15 protein-coding genes are annotated in these 18462 nt (G+C 62.1%); 4 read left to right on the top strand and 11 right to left on the bottom strand.

Going from position 1 to position 18462, the window contains the following annotated elements; all coding sequences use genetic code 11:
* Nucleotide 1 precedes the first annotated feature (1 nt).
* The 3 genes from emhB (at nucleotide 2) to M1E16_RS06255 (ending at nucleotide 6332) form a co-directional block, all read left to right on the top strand.
* The gene (emhB, locus tag M1E16_RS06265) at nucleotides 2-3166 is read left to right on the top strand and encodes an efflux RND transporter permease subunit EmhB (RefSeq protein WP_434653431.1); all 3165 of its coding nucleotides are present in this window, start codon (nucleotides 2-4) and stop codon (nucleotides 3164-3166) included.
* The gene (adeC, locus tag M1E16_RS06260) at nucleotides 3163-4620 is read left to right on the top strand and encodes an AdeC/AdeK/OprM family multidrug efflux complex outer membrane factor (protein ID WP_434625594.1); all 1458 of its coding nucleotides are present in this window, start codon (nucleotides 3163-3165) and stop codon (nucleotides 4618-4620) included. Before emhB ends, adeC begins: the two co-directional genes overlap by 4 nt.
* Before the next feature lie 458 nt (nucleotides 4621-5078).
* Nucleotides 5079-6332 (top strand): OprD family porin, encoded by a 1254-nt coding sequence (locus M1E16_RS06255; RefSeq protein ID WP_458129440.1) that lies wholly within the window; start codon nucleotides 5079-5081, stop codon nucleotides 6330-6332.
* A 223-nt stretch (nucleotides 6333-6555) separates the two neighbouring features.
* Here M1E16_RS06255 and pcaC read toward each other — a convergent pair whose 3' ends face one another.
* The 11 genes from pcaC to pcaR all read right to left on the bottom strand — a co-directional run bounded on the left by pcaC (nucleotide 6556) and on the right by pcaR (nucleotide 17586).
* Entirely contained in the window at nucleotides 6556-6948 is a 393-nt protein-coding gene (pcaC, locus tag M1E16_RS06250; protein WP_305496270.1) for a 4-carboxymuconolactone decarboxylase, read from the bottom strand.
* 10 nt (nucleotides 6949-6958) lie between these two features.
* Nucleotides 6959-7774, bottom strand: a complete 816-nt coding sequence (gene pcaD, locus M1E16_RS06245; protein ID WP_458129439.1) for a 3-oxoadipate enol-lactonase — start codon at nucleotides 7772-7774, stop codon at nucleotides 6959-6961.
* A gap of 12 nt (nucleotides 7775-7786) precedes the next feature.
* Nucleotides 7787-9151, bottom strand: a complete 1365-nt coding sequence (locus tag M1E16_RS06240) for a 3-carboxy-cis,cis-muconate cycloisomerase (RefSeq protein ID WP_458129438.1) — start codon at nucleotides 9149-9151, stop codon at nucleotides 7787-7789.
* 169 nt (nucleotides 9152-9320) lie between these two features.
* Nucleotides 9321-10616: an MFS family transporter gene (locus tag M1E16_RS06235; protein WP_434625601.1), complete on the bottom strand. Its 1296-nt coding sequence runs from the start codon at nucleotides 10614-10616 to the stop codon at nucleotides 9321-9323.
* 217 nt (nucleotides 10617-10833) lie between these two features.
* A complete protein-coding gene (gene pcaG, locus M1E16_RS06230) occupies nucleotides 10834-11400 on the bottom strand; it encodes a protocatechuate 3,4-dioxygenase subunit alpha (protein ID WP_458129437.1) in 567 nt (188 codons plus the stop codon).
* Nucleotide 11401: 1 nt separating this feature from the next.
* Nucleotides 11402-12106: a protocatechuate 3,4-dioxygenase subunit beta gene (gene pcaH / locus M1E16_RS06225; protein WP_458129436.1), complete on the bottom strand. Its 705-nt coding sequence runs from the start codon at nucleotides 12104-12106 to the stop codon at nucleotides 11402-11404.
* A 37-nt stretch (nucleotides 12107-12143) separates the two neighbouring features.
* Nucleotides 12144-13346, bottom strand: a complete 1203-nt coding sequence (gene pcaF / locus M1E16_RS06220; protein WP_458129435.1) for a 3-oxoadipyl-CoA thiolase — start codon at nucleotides 13344-13346, stop codon at nucleotides 12144-12146.
* A complete protein-coding gene (locus M1E16_RS06215; RefSeq protein WP_420764441.1) occupies nucleotides 13347-14126 on the bottom strand; it encodes a CoA-transferase subunit beta in 780 nt (259 codons plus the stop codon).
* Nucleotides 14123-14983 carry a CoA transferase subunit A gene (locus M1E16_RS06210; protein WP_434569545.1) on the bottom strand — a complete coding sequence of 287 codons (861 nt, stop codon included), beginning with the start codon at nucleotides 14981-14983 and terminating at the stop codon, nucleotides 14123-14125. Before M1E16_RS06210 ends, M1E16_RS06215 begins: the two co-directional genes overlap by 4 nt.
* A gap of 304 nt (nucleotides 14984-15287) precedes the next feature.
* A complete protein-coding gene (locus M1E16_RS06205) occupies nucleotides 15288-16634 on the bottom strand; it encodes an aromatic acid/H+ symport family MFS transporter (RefSeq protein ID WP_458129434.1) in 1347 nt (448 codons plus the stop codon).
* 109 nt (nucleotides 16635-16743) lie between these two features.
* Nucleotides 16744-17586 carry a pca regulon transcriptional regulator PcaR gene (gene pcaR / locus M1E16_RS06200; protein WP_458129433.1) on the bottom strand — a complete coding sequence of 281 codons (843 nt, stop codon included), beginning with the start codon at nucleotides 17584-17586 and terminating at the stop codon, nucleotides 16744-16746.
* A gap of 543 nt (nucleotides 17587-18129) precedes the next feature.
* Here pcaR and M1E16_RS06195 point away from each other — a divergent pair.
* Nucleotides 18130-18330 (top strand): hypothetical protein, encoded by a 201-nt coding sequence (locus M1E16_RS06195; RefSeq protein WP_305496281.1) that lies wholly within the window; start codon nucleotides 18130-18132, stop codon nucleotides 18328-18330.
* Nucleotides 18331-18462: the final 132 nt, after the last annotated feature.

Genomic DNA, 18462 nt, shown 5'->3' with positions numbered 1-18462 from the left:
CATGTCGAAATTCTTTATCGACCGTCCGATCTTCGCCTGGGTGATTGCCCTGGTGATCATGCTGGTCGGAGCCCTATCGATCCTCAAGTTGCCGATCAACCAGTACCCGAGCATCGCGCCGCCGGCCATTGCGATCCAGGTGACCTACCCGGGTGCATCCGCACAAACCGTGCAGGACACCGTGGTGCAGGTCATCGAGCAACAGCTCAACGGCATCGACAACCTGCGTTATGTGTCGTCGGAAAGTAACTCCGACGGCAGCATGACCATCACCGCAACCTTCGAGCAAGGCACCAACTCCGATACCGCGCAGGTCCAGGTGCAGAACAAGCTGAACCTGGCCACTCCGCTGTTGCCGCAGGAAGTGCAGCAACAAGGCATCCGCGTGACCAAGTCGGTGAGAAACTTCCTGATGGTGATCGGCGTGGTCTCGCGCGATGGCAGCATGACTCGTGAGGACCTGTCCAACTACATCGTGTCGAACATGCAGGACCCGATCTCGCGCACCAAGGGCGTCGGCGACTTCCAGGTCTTCGGTGCCCAGTACGCCATGCGGATCTGGCTCGACCCGGCCAAGTTGAACAAATTCAACCTGACCCCGGTGGATGTGAGCAACGCGGTTTCCGCGCAGAACGTCCAGGTCGCGTCCGGCCAGCTCGGCGGCCTGCCTGCCCTGCCCGGCCAGCAATTGAACGCCACCATCATCGGCAAGACCCGCCTGCAGACCGCCGAGCAGTTCAAGGCGATCCTGCTCAAGGTCAACCCGGACGGCTCGCAAGTGCGCGTCGGCGATGTCGCCGATGTGGCCCTGGGCGGCGAAAACTACAGTATCAACGCTCAGTTCAACGGCTTGCCGGCCTCCGGCCTGGCGGTGCGACTGGCGACCGGTGCCAACGCCCTCGACACGGCCAAGGCCCTGCGCCAGACCGTCGATGATCTCAAGCCATTCTTCCCGCAAGGCCTGGAGGTGGTGTTCCCGTACGACACCACGCCAGTGGTGAGCGAATCGATCAAGGGCGTGATTGAAACCCTGATCGAAGCGGTCGCGCTGGTGTTCCTGGTGATGTTCCTGTTCCTGCAGAACTTCCGCGCCACCATCATCACCACGATGACGGTGCCGGTGGTACTGCTGGGTACTTTCGGGATCCTCGCCGCGTTCGGTTTCAGCATCAACACCCTGACCATGTTCGGCATGGTGTTGGCCATCGGCTTGCTGGTGGACGATGCCATCGTGGTGGTGGAAAACGTCGAACGGGTGATGAGCGAAGAAGGCCTGTCGCCCAAGGAAGCGACCAAGAAATCCATGGGCCAGATCCAGGGCGCCCTGGTGGGTATCGCCCTGGTGCTGTCGGCGGTACTCCTGCCGATGGCGTTCTTCGGCGGCTCCACCGGCGTGATCTACAAACAGTTCTCCATCACCATCGTCTCGGCCATGGCGCTGTCGGTGCTGGTTGCCCTGATCTTCACCCCGGCCCTGTGCGCCACCATGCTCAAGCCAATCCCCAAGGGAGAGCACGGCACGCCGAAACGCGGCTTCTTCGGCTGGTTCAACCGCAACTTCGACCGTGGCGTCCGCAGCTACGAGCGTGGCGTGGGCAACATGCTCAAGCACAAGGCCCCGTACCTGCTGGCCTACGTGATCATTCTGGTCGGCATGGTCTGGCTGTTCACCCGCATCCCCACCGCGTTCCTGCCGGAAGAAGACCAGGGCGTGTTGTTCGCCCAGGTGCAGACACCGGCCGGCTCCAGTGCCGAGCGCACCCAGGTGGTCGTGGACAAGATGCGTGAGTTCCTGCTGCGTCCGAGCAAGGACGGCGGTGAAGGGGATGGCGTGGCCTCGGTGTTTACCGTGACCGGCTTCAACTTCGCCGGTCGTGGCCAGAGCTCCGGCATGGCGTTCATCATGCTCAAGCCGTGGGAAGAGCGAAACGCCGACAACACCGTATTCAAGATCGCTGGCCGCGCCCAGCAGCACTTCTTCACGTTCCGCGACGCGATGGTGTTTGCCTTCGCTCCGCCAGCGGTGATGGAATTGGGTAACGCCACCGGTTTCGACGTGTTCCTGCAGGACCGCGCCGGCATCGGTCACGAAAAGCTGATGGAGGCTCGCAACCAGTTTCTGGGCATGGCTTCGCAGAGCAAGGTCCTGACCCAGGTGCGTCCGAACGGTCTCAACGACGAGCCCCAGTACCAGTTGGACATCGATGACGAGAAGGCCAGTGCCCTGGGCATCACCCTTTCGGACATCAACAATACGCTGTCGATTGCCCTCGGCAGTAACTATGTCAATGACTTCATCGACCGTGGTCGGGTGAAACGCGTCTACGTTCAAGGCCGACCGGACGCACGCATGAGCCCGGAGGACCTGAACAAATGGTACGTGCGCAACAGCGCCGGGACCATGGTGCCGTTCAGCGCCTTCGCCAAGGGCGAGTGGACCTACGGTTCGCCGAAACTGGCCCGTTACAACGGCGTGGAAGCGATGGAAGTCCTCGGTGCTCCGGCGCCAGGTTACTCCACGGGTGAAGCGATGGCCGAAGTCGAGGCCATTGCGCAGAAGTTGCCGGCGGGTGTCGGCATCTCCTGGACCGGCCTGTCGTACGAGGAACGCCTGTCGGGTTCCCAGGCGCCGGCTCTGTACGCGCTCTCGCTGCTGATGGTATTCCTCTGCCTGGCGGCGCTGTATGAAAGCTGGTCGATTCCGATCGCGGTCATGCTCGTGGTGCCGCTGGGGATCATCGGTGCCCTGCTGGCCACCAGCCTGCGCGGCCTGTCCAACGACGTGTACTTCCAGGTGGGTCTGTTGACGACCATCGGCCTGGCGGCGAAAAACGCCATCCTGATCGTCGAGTTCGCCAAGGAACTACACGAACAGGGACGGACCCTGGTGGAGGCCGCGATCGAAGCCTGCAGGATGCGTCTGCGGCCGATCATCATGACGTCCCTGGCGTTCGTCCTCGGCGTCGTCCCGCTGGCCATTTCCACCGGCGCCGGCTCGGGCAGCCAGCACGCCATCGGTACCGGCGTGATTGGCGGTATGCTCACCGCGACCATCCTGGCAATCTTCTGGGTGCCATTGTTCTTCGTGACGGTGTCGTCAATCGGTCGGCGTAAAAATATCGACCAGGACCACACTCCTGAAACTTCTAAAGAGGCTGGCCAATGAGCAAGTCGCTACTTTCCCTGACCATCGCCGCCGTCGTGCTCAGCGGATGCTCGCTGATTCCCGACTATCAGCGGCCCGAAGCACCGGTCGCGGCGCAGTACCCGCAAGGGCCGGCCTATGAGCCGGCCAAAGCACCCGGCCAGGCCGCCGCCGAGCAGGGCTGGAAACAGTTCTTCCACGATCCGGCACTGCAACAGCTGATCCAGGTCGCCCTGGAAAACAACCGCGACCTGCGCGTCGCGGCGCTGAACATCGACGCCTACGCCGCGCAGTACCGCATCCAGCGCGCCGACCTGTTCCCGGCGGTCTCGGCCACCGGCTCCGGCAACCGCCAGCGGGTGCCGGCACGGGCCTCGCAAACCGGTGAAGCGGCAATCAGCAGCTCCTACTCGGCGACACTGGGGATCAGCGCCTACGAACTGGACCTGTTCGGTCGCGTCCGCAGCCTGAGCGAGCAAGCGTTGCAAAGCTACTTCGCCACCGAAGAAGCCCGCCGCAGCACCCAGATCAGCCTGGTGGCCAACGTCGCCAACGCTTACCTGACCTGGCAGGCCGACAAGGAACTGCTCAAGTTGACCCAGGATACCCTCGGCACCTATGAGCAAAGCCTGAAGCTGACCTCGCGCAGCGCCGAAGTCGGCGTGGCCTCGGCCCTGGACTTGAGCCAAGCCCGTACGGCGGTGGAAAACGCCCGCGTGCAACTGGCCCGCTACACCCGCCAGGTGGCCCAGGACGAAAATAGCCTGACCCTGCTGCTGGGCACCGGCCTGCCGGCCAACCTGCAGACACAACCGCTGAGCGCCGACCTGCTCAGCGAAGTGCCACCCGGCTTGCCCTCGGACCTGCTGCAACGGCGCCCGGACATCCTCCAGGCCGAACGCAACCTGCTCGCCGCCAACGCCAATATCGGCGCCGCGCGGGCCGCGTTCTTCCCAAGCATCAGCCTGACGGCCAATGCCGGCACCCTCAGCCCGGACCTGTCCGGCCTGTTCAAGGGCGGCTCGGGCACCTGGACCTTCGCTCCGCAGATCAACTTGCCGATCTTCAACGCCGGCAGCCTGCGGGCAAGCCTGGATTACGCGAAGATCCAGAAAGACATCAACGTCGCGCAGTATGAGCAGTCGATCCAGACCGCGTTCCAGGAAGTCTCCGACGGCCTGGCCGCGCGTCAGACCTACAACGAACAGTTGCAGGCACAGACCGACTTCGTCGCCGCCAACCAGGACTACTACCGCCTGGCCGAGCGTCGCTACCGTATCGGCGTCGACAGCAACCTGACTTTCCTCGACGCCCAGCGCCAGTTGTTCAGCGCGCAGCAATCGCTGATCACCGATCGCCTTGCGCAACTGACCAGCGAGGTCAATTTGTACAAGGCCCTGGGCGGCGGCTGGAATGCCGAGACGGGCAAGCGCGAACCGATCGCGGAGAAAGCGCCGGAGACAAAGTTGTTTTGATTTGATGCGCTGAAACATGAAGCCCACCGAAAGGTGGGCTTTTTGTTTGCGCCTGATTCCCTGCCCAACACAAATTCCAATGTGGGAGCGAGCCTGCTCGCGAAAGTATTGGATCGGCTTGCACTGATATTGTGCCAACGTCTTCGCGAGCAGGCTCGCTCCCACCCGAGTCGTCTGCGCTCGTCAAATCTGCGTACACTGCTCCCACAGGGAATTGTGTTTGTTTTGCCGTTCGATAATCGCCCGAAAGCCGCAAATCTCAATTGAACCGATCCCGGGCGGCCCTTCACCATCGCTCGCACAAAACCAATAACAACAGGTTCGACGCCATGCTCCTACGCCCTGCACCGTCCGGCTGATCCTCAGCCACTTTAACCGTCCAGCCCCACCGTACTGCCTGCAACCCAAGGGTTGCGGCAACGACTCGCTTCGTCCATAGAAAAACAAGAGACACGCCCATGAAACCCACACAGCAAGTTTTCCCCAGCCTCATTGCCGTCGCGCTGTCCGGCGTAGCATTGCCGGTGTCGTCAGCGGAATCGGGATTCGTCGAGGACGCCAAGGCCACGCTGAACCTGCGTAACTTCTACTTCAACCGCAACTTCACCAACGACGCCGCCGCCCAAGGCAAAGCCGAGGAATGGACTCAAAGCTTCATCCTCGACGCCAAGTCCGGTTTCACCCAAGGCACGGTCGGTTTCGGCGTGGACGTGCTCGGCCTGTACTCGGTCAAGCTTGACGGCGGTCGTGGCACCGCCGGCACGCAGTTGCTGCCGGTGCACGACGACGGTCGTCCGGCCGATGACTTCGGTCGTTTGGGCGTGGCCCTCAAGGCCAAGGTCTCGAAGACTGAATTGAAAGTCGGCGAGTGGATGCCGGTGCTGCCGATCCTGCGTTCCGACGACGGCCGCTCCCTGCCGCAAACCTTCCAGGGCGGCCAGGTCACTTCCACCGAGATCAACGGCCTGAGCCTCTATGGCGGTCAGTTCCGTGGCAACAGCCCGCGCAACGACGCGAGCATGGAAGACATGTCGATGAACGGCCGCGGTGCCTTCACTTCCGACCGTTTCAACTTCGGCGGCGGCGAATACGCCTTCAACGAAAAACGCACCCAGGTCGGTGTCTGGTACGCGGAACTGTCCGACATCTACCAGCAGCAATATTTCAACCTGACCCACAGCCAACCCATGGGCGACTGGACCCTGGGCGCCAACCTGGGCTACTTCACCGGCAAGGAAGATGGCAGCGCCCTGGCCGGCGATCTCGATAACAAAACCGCGTTCGCCATGCTCTCGGCCAAGTACGGTGGCAACACCTTCTACGTCGGCCTGCAGAAAGTCGGCGGCGATGATGCCTGGATGCGCGTCAACGGCACCAGCGGCGGGACCCTGGCGAACGACAGCTACAACTCCAGCTACGACAACGCCAAGGAAAAATCCTGGCAGTTGCGCCATGACTTCAACTTCGCCGCCGTCGGCGTGCCGGGCCTGACCCTGATGAACCGCTACATCAGCGGCGACAACGTGCACACCGCCACCGTCGATGACGGCAAGGAGTGGGGCCGCGAGACTGAGCTGGCTTATACCGTGCAGAGCGGTGCGCTGAAGAGTCTCAACGTGAAGTGGCGCAACTCGACGATGCGCCGGGACTTCAATACCAATGAGTTCGATGAGAACCGGTTGATTGTCAGCTATCCGATCAGCTTGTTGTGAAGCCGAAGCGGAGGGTCAGTTGGGATGGATGTCAGCTGATCCACCGCTTTCGCGAGCAGGCTCGCTCCCACACCGGATTTTCGGTGGTCATCGAATCTTCATACGATATAAATTCATTGTGGGAGCGAGCCTGCTCGCGAAGGCGTCATCACATCCAACATCGATGCGAGCTGACCTATGCCTTCGCGAGCAGGCTCGCTCCCACAGGGGATTGGGGGTGGTCTCAGGTTCGTGATTCGGTGCCCAGTTCATCCCAGACGGATTCGGCCAGGTGGAAGGTGGCGTTGGCCGCCGGGATGCCGCAGTAGATGGCGCTCTGCATGATCACTTCCTTGATCTCGCTGCGGCTCACGCCGTTGTTGGCGGCGGCGCGCAGGTGCAGCTTGAGTTCTTCGTTGCGGTTCATGCCGATCAGCATGGCGATGGTGATCAGGCTGCGGGTATGGCGCGGCAGGCCCGGGCGGGTCCAGATGTCGCCCCAGGCGTGGCGGGTGATCATCTCCTGGAATTCGCTGTTGAATTCGGTCAGTGCATTGAGGCTGCGGTCGACGTGGGCATCGCCCAGCACTGCGCGGCGTACTTGCATGCCTTCGTCGTAACGTTGTTTCTCGTCCACAAAAAACTCCTCAGGCGCGGCCAGTATCAAGCAGGAAATCCAGTACCCGCGCGCTGAACGCGGCGCCGGCCTGGACGTTGGACAAGTGCGCGGCATGAAACTCGGCGTATTCGGCACCCTCGACCCGCTCTTGGATAAAACGTCCGCCCGCTGGCGGCGTCACGGCATCTTCGGTGCCAGCGATCACCAGCAGTGGCACACGGATCAGTGATAGCTGCTCACGAAAATCGGCGTCGCGTACTGCGGCGCAGTTGGCCGCATAGCCTTGGGGCGAGGTCGCCGCCAGCATGTCGGTAATTTTTTCCGCCGTCGCCGGATGGGCCTTGGCGAAATCCGGCGTGAACCAGCGGGCAATCGACGCATCACGCAACGCCACCATCGCCGCCTTGCCATCACGCAGCACGGTTTCGATGCGCGGGTTCCACATCGAAGGGTCGCCAATCTTCGCGGCGGTATTGCACACCACCAGTTTGTGCAGGCGCTCGCCGGCGTTGATTCCCAGCCATTGGCCGATCAGGCCACCCATCGAAAGGCCGCAGAAATGCACCTTGTCGATGTCCAGCGCATCAAGCATCGCCAGCACGTCGCGGCCCAGCTGTTCGATGCTGTAGGGGCCTTCAGTGACCAGCGACCGGCCGTGACCACGGGTGTCGAAACGCAAGACCCGAAAGTGTTCACTGAACGCCGCGACCTGCTCGTCCCACATATGCAAATCGGTACCCAAAGAGTTGGAGAGCACCAGCACCGGGGCGTCCTGCGGCCTGTCCAATCGCCGCTCATCAAAACAATAGCTCAGATCGCCCTCGGCGAGTTTGACCAATCCCACAACAATCTCCTTTCAGGCATTCAAGGCAAGGTGTTCGGCCACCGCTCGGGCAACCCAGGCCTGGGCTTGTCCGAGGTAGTGGGCCGGGTCGAGCAGATGATCAAGCTCGCTCGCGGATAACTGCGCGGTGACCTGGGATTCTTCCCCCAGCACCTCGCGCAAATGCCGTTGTTCGGCCACCGCGCGCTTGCAGCATTGCTCCAGCAGATGATGCGCGGTGTCGCGACCAACCCGCTGGGCCAGGACGATGCTGACGGCTTCGGCCAGCACCAGCCCTTGGGTCAGTTCCAGGTTGCGGGCCATGCGCGCCGCATCCACTTCCAGCCCTTCGGCCAGCAGTCGCGCCTGTTGCAGCGCGCCGGACACCAGGCAGCAGATGTCCGGCAGGGTTTCCCATTCGGCGTGCCACAGGCCGAGGCTGCGCTCATGTTCCTGAGGCATGGCGCTGAACAGCGTCGACAACAAGCCGGGCACCCGCGTCGCAGCGCCGATCAACACCGCCGCGCCCACCGGGTTGCGCTTGTGGGGCATGGTCGACGAACCGCCCTTGCCCGGTGCCGAAGGTTCGAACGCCTCGCCTGCCTCGGTCTGCATCAACAGGCTGACGTCGCGCCCCAGTTTGCCCAGGCTGCCGGCGATCAAGCCCAGCACCGCGCCGAACTCCACCAAACGATCGCGCTGGGTGTGCCAAGGCTGCTCCGGCAGGTTCAGTTGCAGCTCGGCGGCCAAGGCTTCGGCCACCGGCAGCGCCTGCTTCCCCAGGGCGGCGAGGGTCCCGGAGGCGCCGCCAAATTGCAGTACCAACAGGCGCGGCTTGAGTTCCCGCAAGCGCTGGCGACTGCGCGTGATCGCCCCCAGCCAGCCGGCGATTTTCATCCCCAGGGTGACCGGCGTGGCGTGTTGCAGCCAGGTGCGCCCGGCCAGCGGCGTGGCAGCGTAACGTTCGGCTTGTCGAGCCAGGGTGACAGCCAGTTGCGCCAGCTCACCTTCGATCAGTCCGAGCGCCTGGCGCAGTTGCAGCACCAGGCCACTGTCCATCACGTCCTGGCTGGTGGCGCCCAGATGCACGTAGCGTTCGGCCTCGGCGCTCTCGGCAGCGATGCGCTTGCCCAACGCCTTGACCAGCGGGATCGCAGAATTGCCGGCACTGGCAATCGCTTCGCTCAACGCCGAAAAATCGTACAGCTGGGCGCGACAGGCATTCCCGATCGGCGCCACCGCCTCCTGGGGGATCAGCCCAACCCGCGCCTCGGCCCGGGCCAGCGCCGCCTCAAAGTCGAGCATCGCCTGCACACGCCCCGCATCACAGAACACTTCGCGCATGTCGCGGGCGGTGAAGTAGGCATCGAACAGCTGATTGCCCGGTCGTTCGCTCATAAACAGTCCTTCGGGATATATGGAAGCTTTTTTTGTGGCGAGGGAGCTTGCTCCCGCTGGGCTGCGGAGCAGCCCTCTTAGATGAGCGCTTCGCACTGGAGCGCCAGCCCGGTCAAGCGGGAGCAAGCTCCCTCGCCACGATGAATCAAACAAGCCTCAGATGTACCACTCACAAGTCGTGGTGCAAATACGCTGGCTGTTTGGGCAGGCGCAAGCTGAACAGGAACGCAACGACCATCATCACCGTGACATACCAATAAAAAGCGTTTTCCATGCCCTGGGCTTTCAGGCTCAAGGCAACGTACTCGGCCGAACCGCCAAAAATCGCGTTCGCCACCGCATAGGCCAACCCTACTCCCAGCGCCCGCACTTCTGGTGGAAACATTTCGGCTTTCACCAGACCGCTGATGGAGGTGTAGAAGCTGACGATCGCCAAGGCGAAAGTGATCAGGACAAACGCCAGGAACGGGTTGCTGGTGCCTTTGAGGGTCAGCAGGATCGGCACGGTGCACAACGCTCCCAGGCCGCCGAACCAGAGCATGGAGTTACGCCGGCCGATCTTGTCTGCGAGCATGCCGAACAGCGGTTGCATGCACATGTAGAGAAACAGCGCGCCGGTCATGATGTAACTGGCGGTCTTGGCATGCAGGCCGGCGGTGTTCACCAGGTACTTCTGCATGTAAGTGGTGAAGGTGTAGAAAATCAGCGAACCGCCGGCGGTGTAGCCCAGCACGGTGATGAACGCAGCCTTGTGGTCGCGAAACAACGCGGCGATGCTGCCAGCGTCCTTGTTTTCGCGCATTTCCTTGCTGGTGGTTTCCTTCAAGGACCGGCGCAGGAACAGGGAAATCAACGCCGCGGCGGCGCCCACCACGAACGGGATTCGCCAACCGTAAGCGCGCAGTTCGTCTTCGCTGAGAAACTGCTGCAGGATCACCACCAGCGACACTGCCAAAAGTTGTCCGCCAATCAGCGTCACGTACTGGAACGAAGCAAAAAAGCCGCGTTGCCCCTTGAGGGCGACTTCGCTCATGTAGGTCGCGGTCGTGCCGTACTCGCCGCCCACCGACAGGCCTTGCAGCAGGCGAGCGAACAGCAGCAGCACCGGCGCCCAGACGCCGATGTCCTTGTAGGTGGGCAGGCAGGCGATGAGCAACGAGCCGAAGCACATCATCATCACCGAGATCATCATCGAATTCTTGCGCCCGTGACGGTCCGCTACCCGGCCGAAAATCCAGCCGCCAATGGGCCGCATCAGGAACCCGGCGGCGAATACCCCCGCCGTGTTGACCAGTTGCACCGTCGGATTGTCCGATGGGAAAAACGCCGGGGCGAAATAAATCGCGCAGAACGCATAGACGTAGAAGTCGAACCATTCGACCAGGTTGCCGGATGAGGCACCGACGATGGCGAAGATGCGCTTGCTGCGTTCTTCGCCGGTGTAGTGGCTGATTGGGGTGGTCATGGGTTAATCACTCGTTGGGGACTGACGAAGTCTAGACATACTTCGTAACACTCCCGTTCCACAGTCTTGCCACCTGTGGCGAGGGAGCTTGCTCCCGCTCGGCTGCGCAGCAGTCGCAAAACCAGGCCCGGCGCTGTTTTGGATGCACCGCGTCGCCTGCCATGGGCTTGCTGCGCAAGCCAGCGGGAGCAAGCTCCCTCGCCACGGGGGTTTTCACTCAGTAATCGAAGAACACTGTCTCGGCATCCGTGCCCTGGAGAATCACGTTCCACTGGTAAACACCCGACGCATCGGGCCTGGCCACGATGGTGTCGCGACGCTCCTCGGGTACGCAGGCCAGCAACGGGTCAGCTTCGTTGGCGGATTCGTCGGCGAAATAGATGCGCGTCAACAGATGCTTGACCAACCCGCGAGCGAATACCAGCACGACAAGATGCGGCGCCTGGGTCGTACCGCCCAACCCCGGCACGGTGCCCGGCTTGATGGTGGTGAAGCGGAACCGCCCTTCGGCATCCACCGGCACCCGGCCGAAACCGTCGAAATGCGGGTCCAGCGGTTTGTCCTGATCGTCTTCCGGGTGAGCGTATTTACCGGCGGCGTTGGCCTGCCAGACTTCCAGCATGGCGTCGTTGACGAACTGGCCGTTGCCGTCGATCACTTGCCCGGTGATCGCCACGCGCTGGCCGAGCGTCTGGGCGTCGGTCAGGTCTTCGCGGTTCAGCCACGTCAGGCCGATGTGGTAGTAAGGGCCGACGGTGTGGGACGTAGTGGCGTTGAGCGTCATCTTATTTCTCCATCGGCGTGGCTTCGAGGCCGCGCAAGACGATGTCCCAGCGATAACCGAGGGCGTAGTGAGGAATGGTTTTTTCCAGGTCGAAACTGGCGATCAAGCGTTCCTTGGCACGGGCGTCCGGCACGCAGTTGTAGATCGGGTCGTATTCCAGCAACGGATCACCGGGGAAATACATCTGCGTGACCAGGCGCGTCAGGATGCTCGGCCCGAACAATGAAAAATGGATATGCGCCGGGCGCCAGGCGTTGTGGTGGTTGCCCCACGGATAGGCGCCGGGCTTGATGGTCTGGAACTGATACCCGCCATCGGCATCGGTCACGGTGCGACCGGTGCCGGTGAAGTTCGGGTCCAGCGGCGCATCGTGGTTGTCACGGTCGTGGTTGTAGCGACCGGCGGCGTTGGCCTGCCAGATCTCGATCAGGATGCCCGGTACCGGCTCGCCGTGCTCATCGAGCACGCGCCCGTGAATGATGATCCGTTCACCGAGCGGCTCACCGGCATGCTGGGCGGTCAGGTCATGGTCCTTCTCCTGAAGACGATCGGCACCTACGGTCGGCCCGGTGATTTCCGACAATGAATGGGGCAGGTACACCAACGGCTTGGACGGCGAGCGCAGGTTGGTGGACTGGTATGGCGGGTGCAGATACTCCGGCTGAGTGCCCACTTGAGGGCGACGGTAACCAGGCTTGTCAGTCATGCAGCATTCCTCGGTTTCTTATTGGTAGGACGACCCATCAGACGCGTTCGATAGCCAGTGCCAGACCTTGGCCGACGCCAACGCACATGGTCGCCAGGCCTTTCTTGCCGCCGGTCTTTTCCAGATGATGCAGCGCTGTCATCACCAGCCGCGCCCCGCTCATGCCCAGTGGGTGGCCCAAGGCGATGGCGCCACCGTTCGGATTGACGTGCGGAGCATCGTCCGCCAGCCCAAGATCGCGCAACACCGCCAGGCCCTGGCTGGCAAAGGCTTCGTTAAGCTCGATCACGTCAAAATCGGCAACCGCCAGGCCCAGGCGCTCAGTCAGTTTGCGCACCGCCGGCACCGGGCCGATGCCCATCACCCGTGGCGCGACGCCGGCGCTGGCCATGCCCAGCACTCTGGCCTTGGGGGTCAGGCCGTGTTTCTTCACCGCTTCGGCGGACGCGAGGATCAGCGCCGCCGCCCCGTCATTCACGCCCGACGCGTTGCCGGCGGTCACGGTCTTGTCGGGGCCGTTGACCGGTTTGAGTCGGCCCAAGGTTTCCAACGTGGTGTCGGCGCGTGGATGCTCGTCCTGCTCGACCACGGTTTCGCCCTTTTTGTGGGCGATGCGAACCGGCACGATTTCTTCGGCAAAAAATCCCGCCGCCTGGGCCGCCGCCGCACGCTGCTGGCTGCGCACGGCAAAGGCGTCTTGATCTGCGCGGGACACCGCGTAGTCATCCGCCACGTTATCAGCGGTCTGCGGCATTGCATCGACGCCGTACTGGGCTTTCATCAGCGGGTTGATGAAGCGCCAACCAATGGTCGTGTCCTCCAGCTTCATGTTGCGTGAAAACGCCGCGTCGGCCTTGCCCATCACGAACGGTGCGCGGGACATCGATTCGACGCCGCCGGCGATGGCCAGCTCCATTTCGCCGCTGGCAATGGCGCGGAACGCCGTGCCGATGGCGTCCATGCCCGAGGCGCAGAGGCGGTTGACCGTCACGCCGGGGATGCTCTCCGGCAGACCGGCCAGCAACAAGGCCATGCGCGCGACGTTGCGGTTGTCTTCACCGGCCTGGTTGGCGCAACCGAGGAACACTTCGTCCACCGCGCGCCAGTCCACCGATGGGTTGCGTTCCATCAGCGCCTTGATCGGCACGGCCGCCAGGTCATCGGCACGCACCGCGGACAGGCTGCCGCCGAACCGGCCGATGGGGGTTCGAATCGCATCACAGATAAAAACGTCGCGCATTCAGGCTTCTCCTGGAGTCTGGCCGTGGGCCGCAGCGGTACGGGCCTCAAGGTCGCGCAATGCGCGCAACTCGACCTCGGTCGGTTCGGCGGTGGTCTGCACCTGGTCGGCGAAACGGATCGCCCAGCCGGTGGCGGCAATCACTTGCTCACGGGTCACCCCGGGGTGCAGCGAAGTGACCACGAACTCATGGCTGCCGGCTTCCGGTTCCATGATGCACAGGTCAGTGATGATCCCTACGGGGCCAGCGCCCGGCAGGCCCAGGCGCTTGCGCGAATCACCGCCTTCGCCGTGACCGACCGAGGTGATGAAATCCAGCTTGTCGACAAACGAACGCGCCGATTGCTTGAGGATGATCAACACACTTTTCGCCGAGCCGGCAATTTCCGGCGCGCCACCGGCCCCCGGCAAACGGACTTTCGGCTGATGATAATCGCCGACCACGGTGGTGTTGATGTTGCCGAAACGGTCCACCTGGGCTGCGCCGAGGAAGCCGACGTCGATGCGCCCGCCCTGAAGCCAGTAGCGAAAAATCTCACCGGTGGGTACGACGGTGTCTGCGGTTTCCGCCAGTTCACCGTCGCCGATGGACAGCGGCAATACGCTGGGCTTGGCGCCGATCGGACCGGATTCGTAGATCAGGACGACATCAGGCGACGAAGTCAGCCGCGCCAGGTTGGCCGCTTTCGACGGCAGGCCGATGCCAACGAAACACACGGCGTTGTTCTTCAGCCGACGGGCCGCGGCGACAGTCATCATCTCATTGGTGGAATAGGTCATGGTTTCACCTGCGAAGCGGCCGCCAGCCGGGCCTGGAATTCACTGAAGTCCCTGGTGCCATGGATGTACTCGTCAATCCATGCGGTAAATGTCTCACGGTCCCGGGCGATAGGATCCCACGCCTGGTAGAAACGATTGTCACGCTCGGTGTAGCCGTGAGCGTAGGACGGATGCGCGCCACCCGGTACATGACATACCGCGCTCAAGGCCCAGGTTGGCAGCACGCAGGCATTCATCGGCGCGTTCAGGTCGTCGACGATTTCCTCCACGGTGACAATGCAACGCTTGGCCGCCAGGGCCGCTTCTTTCTGCACACCGAGGATGCCCCACAGCAACACGTTGCCCTTGCGGTCGGCCTTCTGTGCGTGGATCACGGTAATGTCCGGTCGCACCGACGGCACGGCGGCAAGCACTTCCCCGGTGAAGGGACAGGTGACGCTCTTGATCAGCGGATTGACCTTCGGCAGGTCGGAGCCGGCGTAGGCCCGAAGCACCGCGAACGGCAGGCCGGAGGCGCCGGCAACGTAGGCATTGGCCAGGTCGGCGTGGCTGTGCTCCTCGATTTCCAGCGGATGCGGCCATTGCTTTTCGACCGCATCGCGCAGCCGGTGCAAGGAACCCACGCCAGGATTGCCGCCCCAGGAAAAAATCAGCTTGCGAGCACAACCGGCGCCGATCAACTGGTCGTAGATCAGGTCAGGCGTCATGCGCACCAGGGTCAGGTCCTTCTTGCCCTGACGAATGATTTCATGACCCGCCGCCGTCGGGATCAGGTGCGTGAAGCCTTCGAGCGCGACGGTATCGCCGTCGTTGACGAACTGCTTCACCGCGTCGTGCAGCGAAAGGATTTCAGCCATGGGGCAGGCTCCCGTTTTCCAGTAGACCGACATGAAGAAAGAGGCGCGAGGTCCAGCGCCTGGGTGACTGAAGATTAAGCCGGGGAAAAACGCCAAACAATCCGATAATCGACAGAGTGTTCGTTTATCGAACAGATTGTTGCGTAGCTATCGATTTACTCTGTCCTGAAACGACGCAGGGCCTGTGGCGAGGGAGCTTGCTCCCGCTGGGCTGCAAAGCAGCCCCCAAAAAACAGGGCCGCTTCGCGCCCCGGCGGGAGCAAGCTCCCTCGCCACAGGTGCAGATTCAGCTTCAGAGAAAAAGTTAGGTCGCATCCGCATGGCTGACCATGCCTTTGATAACGACCGCCGCGGTCGCCAATGCCGCTGGAATCACCAGCGCGGTCAGGACCTGTTCGAAGTTCCAGCCCAACCCCAACAAGGTCGCGCCCATCCACGCGCCAAGAATTCCGCCGAACCGGCCGATGCCCAGCATCCACGACACCCCCGTGGCCCGGCCCTGGGTTGGGTAGAACCGCGCCGCCAGGGACGGCATCGCCGATTGCGCGCCGTTGACGCACATGCCGGCCACCAGCACCAGGGTGGCGAGCAAGGTAATGTTGCCCAGGCTCTGCCCCACTGCGTAGGCAAATATCCCGGCCATCAGGTAGAAGATGCCGATGACCTTGTGCGGATTGAAGCGGTCCATCGCCCAACCCACCCCGACGGCACTCAATACGCCGCCAAACTGAAACAGCGCGCCGATGAACGCCGCCTGCTCCATGCTCGCGCCGCTGTCGCGCATCAGCGTCGGCAGCCAACTGGTCAGCAGATAGACGATCACCAGCCCCATGAAATACGTCAGCCACAACAACAAGGTGCCGGCGCTGTAGGTACCGGAAAAGATCACCGCCAGCACGTTGCGCGCTTTTACGGTCTTTTGTTCGGGCACACTGAAGCTGGCGGCCTGGGCGATGGTCGGCGGGTCGATCGGCGCCAGGGTCTTGCGCACCTTGTCGGTACCACGGTTACGCACCACCAGGTAACGCGCCGACTCCGGCAGCCAGAACACCAGCACCACCGCCAGGATCAACGGCAGCACGCCGCCGATCAGCAGCAAGCTGTGCCAGCCGAACGCCGGTATCAGCTTGGCGGAGATGAAACCGCCGCCGGCCATACCCAGGTTGAAGCCGCAGAACATGCTGGTGACCAGCAGGGACTTCTTGCGTTCCGGCGTGTATTCCGAGAGCAGGGTCGTGGCATTCGGCATCCCGGCCCCCAATCCCAGGCCGGTCAGGAAACGCAGCACCAGCAGTTGGTCGACGTTGGTACAGAAGGCCGAGGCCAGGCTGAAAGCGCCGAACAACACGACCGCCCCCACCAATACGATTTTTCGTCCGAAACGGTCAGCCAATGGGCCGGAACCCAGTGCGCCGAATACCATGCCGATCAGCGCTGCGCTCATCACCGGGCCAAGGCTGGCCCGGTTGATGCCCCAATCCTGGGAAAGCGCCGGGGCGATGAATCCCATGGCCGCGGTGTCGAGGCCATCGAGGAAAACGATCAGGAAACAGAGAATGACCACTCGCCATTGGTAACGAGAAATGGGCTGGGCATTGATGAAGGACTGCACATCGAGGCAGGTGCCTACGGAGGTCTGGGGCTGGTTCATTTTATTTTTATTCCACGCAAGAAACGCCAGATGACGCTGCGCGACATTAATGAGCCCGGGCAAATACCGTCAATTCACCGAAGCGGAGTGTGTGCGTTTATCGAACAGCTTAAGTGAACAGTTGCGCGCTCAGGTCCCGGCTGGCCCCGAGCAGGCCAGGCAAAAAGCGCTGCTCCAGCTCGTTGCGGCTAACCCGTCCGGCATGGGTGCTGAGGTTCAGGGCCGCCACCACCTGGCCCGAAGCATCGTATACCGGCACGGCAATCGAGCGCAGGCCCTGTTCCAGTTCCTGATCGACAATGCACCAACCCTGCTGCCGGACCTGTTGCAGGCATTCGAGCAGCGCCTCGGGCGTGTGCAGGGTGCGGCTGGTCTTGGCCTGCAGGTCGGCATGCTCGAGATAATCGCGCAGCGACGCGTCATCCAGTGCCGCCAGCAGGATCCGGCCCATCGACGTGCAATAGGCTGGCAGGCGGCCACCGACGGACAGGTCCACCGAAATCAGCCTTTGAGTCGTGGCCGACCGGGCAATGTAAAGGATGTCATCGCCTTCCAGCGTCGCCATGTTGCAGGCCTCGTGCAGCTGTTCGCTCATGCGGTCCAGGTACGGTTGGGCAGAAACCGCCAGCGGTGTCGATGACAGATAGGCATGGCCCAGGGTCAGCACTTTGGGCAACAGCGAATAAGTCCGTCCGTCGGTGGTGGCGTAGCCGAGCTTGATCAACGTGTGCAGGCAGCGCCTCACCGCCGCGCGGGGAATTTCGGTGCGGTGGCTGATCTGGGCGATGGTCAGGTGCCGCTTGCGCTCCTGGAATGCCTGGACCACCGCCAGTCCACGGGCCAGCGAGGTCATGAAGTCCGGGTCACCGGTCAGGGCCTGGATCCGCTTGGCCGGCGAAGCGACGATCGGCGGCGCTACTGAAGTGAAGGCGTTGCGCAATTGGTCGTTCATCTCTGGTTCTCCCGGAATGACGGCTATTACAAGCGGCTGCCCGTCGGACAGACAAGTGTCGACCCATCAACACCGTGCGATTATCGAACCGGCGGTCGATAATCGCAATCAGCACGCACCTGCTAGTCTTGCCGTTTTTTGCGTTTTTCCAGCAAGCACCTTGGACGACGAACTTGAACAGCGACAAAGAATAATGAACTTGTCATATGAAAATGACGTCAGGATATCGACACTTGTGATACGTGCCGCACAACTAGCAACACTTATGCAATATTGATTCACACCGGTAACCCGGTACTTTAACTTTGCTAGTGTTATTGCGGCGGACCGCTATAATGCGCGTCAGTGGCGGATCGGCCAATGGATCGACTCCTTCCGCGGGCACAATGGTTTTGTTGTGTCAGCAGCCTGGCCGCGTCTCCCGTATCGGCAATATGCGAAACCCTGATGCTACGTCAGCTATCAGCTCTGGTGCCGTGGCCGTCTGCATCGCGTACATGCAGTGCGTATCACCAGATCAATTTCAATTCATTAGGTAATCATGTGACGAAAGACGAACTGCGCGCGGAACTTGAGCGCCAGGAACAACGTTACAAGGAAGTTTACGGCGGAGAAATCACCACCTACGCCGCGCAACCTGAACCGGAACGCAAACCCTGGCGCAAACGCGCCACTGTTCAGGACCAGGCGTTCAGCCAGGAACTGCAAAAGATGGAAAAAGAACTCAAGGCCGAGGAAGAATGATTCTCCGGGCTTGAGTTCCGTAGCGTGTCCGGCCACACCTTGGTCGGACGCCGAAAGCGAGGGCCCGCCAAAAGCGGGCCATCATTCTCTGCACCATCGGTCGGCGGACATTCACCGCTGATTTTCTTTTTT

The sequence above is a fragment of the Pseudomonas sp. Z2-11 genome, from assembly GCF_054161305.1.
This window is presented reverse-complemented; position numbering and strand designations above follow the sequence as displayed.

Coding starts and splice junctions, on each gene's coding strand:
- M1E16_RS06255 (WP_458129440.1), top strand. CDS start 5,079: ATGAAACCCACACAGCAAGTTTTCCCCAGCCTCATTGCCGTCGCGCTG.
- pcaG (WP_458129437.1), bottom strand. CDS start 11,400: ATGACGCTCAACGCCACTACGTCCCACACCGTCGGCCCTTACTACCAC.
- M1E16_RS06210 (WP_434569545.1), bottom strand. CDS start 14,983: ATGGCTGAAATCCTTTCGCTGCACGACGCGGTGAAGCAGTTCGTCAAC.
- pcaR (WP_458129433.1), bottom strand. CDS start 17,586: ATGAACGACCAATTGCGCAACGCCTTCACTTCAGTAGCGCCGCCGATC.
- pcaF (WP_458129435.1), bottom strand. CDS start 13,346: ATGCGCGACGTTTTTATCTGTGATGCGATTCGAACCCCCATCGGCCGG.
- M1E16_RS06240 (WP_458129438.1), bottom strand. CDS start 9,151: ATGAGCGAACGACCGGGCAATCAGCTGTTCGATGCCTACTTCACCGCC.
- pcaH (WP_458129436.1), bottom strand. CDS start 12,106: ATGACTGACAAGCCTGGTTACCGTCGCCCTCAAGTGGGCACTCAGCCG.
- M1E16_RS06205 (WP_458129434.1), bottom strand. CDS start 16,634: ATGAACCAGCCCCAGACCTCCGTAGGCACCTGCCTCGATGTGCAGTCC.
- emhB (WP_434653431.1), top strand. CDS start 2: ATGTCGAAATTCTTTATCGACCGTCCGATCTTCGCCTGGGTGATTGCC.
- M1E16_RS06235 (WP_434625601.1), bottom strand. CDS start 10,616: ATGACCACCCCAATCAGCCACTACACCGGCGAAGAACGCAGCAAGCGC.
- adeC (WP_434625594.1), top strand. CDS start 3,163: ATGAGCAAGTCGCTACTTTCCCTGACCATCGCCGCCGTCGTGCTCAGC.
- M1E16_RS06215 (WP_420764441.1), bottom strand. CDS start 14,126: ATGACCTATTCCACCAATGAGATGATGACTGTCGCCGCGGCCCGTCGG.